The sequence below is a fragment of the Atribacteraceae bacterium genome, assembly GCA_035477455.1.
In the GTDB taxonomy this organism is placed as follows: domain Bacteria; phylum Atribacterota; class Atribacteria; order Atribacterales; family Atribacteraceae; genus DATIKP01.
In genome coordinates this window covers 1-2,277 of sequence record DATIKP010000052.1, presented here as the reverse complement: position 1 = coordinate 2,277, position 2,277 = coordinate 1, and the positions used below count along the sequence as shown (strand labels likewise).

At 49.5% G+C, this 2,277-nt stretch carries 2 protein-coding genes; both read left to right on the top strand.

From position 1 onward, the window contains the following. The first annotated feature begins 532 nt into the window (after positions 1–532). Complete coding sequence (locus VLH40_02935; GenBank protein ID HSV30965.1) at positions 533–1,663, top strand: uroporphyrinogen decarboxylase family protein; 1,131 nt, start codon at positions 533–535, stop codon at positions 1,661–1,663. Between the two features lie 136 nt (positions 1,664–1,799). After that, a partial coding sequence (locus VLH40_02930; GenBank protein HSV30964.1) for a hypothetical protein occupies positions 1,800–2,277 on the top strand: 478 nt, incomplete at its 3' end.

Below are 2,277 nucleotides of genomic sequence, written 5' to 3'. Positions count from 1 at the left end.
CATGATGCGACAACAGCCAGGAGGCGTACGTCCGGTGGTAACCGGTGAGAGGGACGAGTGTATCGATGATCTTTCCCTTCTCTTTCTTGGTAGCCTTCCGGTACTCCGGTGCCAGGTTCTTCACGATTTCTCTTCTGGTATGCATCGACAGCTCCATTTCGTTACCTCCGGTCTCTCAATATCTCCTGGAGGTAGATTAGCTGATATCAAGATTTTTCAATGAGGCAACGATAGGAGTTCATCAAGATTTTAGATGAGGAAATTCGGGGCGTTGACAAGCACTGACAGGATATTTACAATACCAGTGTAATATTGGATAGGTTTGGTAAAGCACTGGGTGAGGGGAAGGAAACGTAGCCTCGTTGCTGAATGGAGCATACACCGCAGTCATATTACCCTCCGTTTTCATGTACTTTCTTTGTTAAACTGTTTCCCCGTTTTTGCACTATTACTACTGGAAAAAGTTTGATACGTGTTGAGCTGCATCCTGAAGATTGCGAACAATCTTATCATTAAAGGACGCTAACGCCCGATGACATCCAGAGAACGAGTAAGGAGTGCTTGTCTTCGAGGTGGCTATGACCGGATTCCGGTCAAACACGAGGGAACCCCGGAAATCAACCAGTTGATCAAGGAGCATTTCGGCCTGATCAATGACGAGCAGCTGCGCCTCGTATTGGGCGATGATTTTCGTTACGTGGAACCAGCCTACATCGGCCCGCCTCTCAAGACCTTTCCCGACGGGAGCATGGAGGGATATTTCGGCGAACGCTACCAATACCGAGAGTTTGAGGGAGGAAAATACCTGGAGTCAGTGTATCGACCGTACGAGGGTATCAATGACGTACGGGATCTGGATCGATCTCATTTTCCCAGCGCTGATTGGTTTGATTATTCCACGATTTATCAGCAAGCATATGAGTTACGGCAAGAAGGATTTGCCGTCTGTTGCGGAACGGCCGGCGATATGGATTTCATCAATGGGATTTCCCGGGCCAGGGGAATGGAACACGTTCTGATAGACTTAATGGACGATAACCCGGTTTACCTGGAAATCATGCAGGCCCGTTATCAATTCTATTTCGAGCTTCATAAGCGGATCCTCGAGGCTGGAAAGGGTCTCATCGATTTTGCCCACGCCGGGGAGGACCTGGGCAATCAAGCCGGTCCCATGATCAATCTGAAAATTTTCGAAAAACATTTCGCTCCCAAATATGGATCGTATTTTTCCATGGTACATCGGTTCGGTTGTCGTACCATGTTGCATATGTGTGGAACGGTGTGGATGTTTCTTCCCCGATTGATCGAGCTGGGTCTTGATGTCTACGACGTAGTCCAACCCACCACCTTCGAAAACTCCATCGAAAACCTGAAAAAAAGCTTCGGGGATGTCCTCGTTTTTCAAGGGAGCATGGATGTTCAAAAAGAACTGGCGTTCGGTTCGGTCAACGAGGTTATCAGTGAGACTCAAAAGCGGCTGGATCTCTTCCCCGAGGGAGGACTTCTTTTTGGACCATCCCATGCCATCCAGGTGGGTTCGCCCCTCCCTAACATCCTGGCCATGTACCGTACAGCCGGAAGCCTGATGGAAGATATTCCATCCTGGGTATACGACATCGAAGATCCGGAAACTTCCGGCATCAACATGTCGAAACTGTTCTAATAATTCAACAAACCCCTCTGCCAAAGAGAGTGTGAACTGAGTGAGGGATGAAATGGATTACCGATCTTGAAGACGGTGGTCACGCTTCCCCAGATACATTGACTTAATTATTTTGCACTGAGAATGGAGGAGCAGCGTGAATGACAAGTTGAGAAAACCGGACAAGGAAAGGCTCCTGACCACCCTGCTTGGAGGGATCCCCGATCGGGTGCCGTGCTTTGAAATCCTGATCGAGCCAAAAAACGTACAGACCCTTTTGGGCAAAGATGTTGGGAGCACCATGGCTGCTTCCCGGGGCGCCTCAGACCATGTCGGTGTCGCTCCGCCTATGGACCCGGCCGACTTCATGGAAATCTGCCGGTTAGTTTCCCTGGATGCCATGACGCTGGAAGCCCTTTGGACTCCTCTTAAATACCGGGACAACAAGGGAGACCTCCATGTCATAACCGATGGAAGAATCAACGATTGGGAGAGCCTGGAAAAAACCATAAAACCGGATTACCAGACCGATATTCAGCCCCGTCGGGAAATCATCAGGTCGTATGTGGAAGCCGCCCGGGGATCTGGTATCGGAGTGGATCTCTGCTTGGGGGCCTTTTTTCAAAGCTGCTACT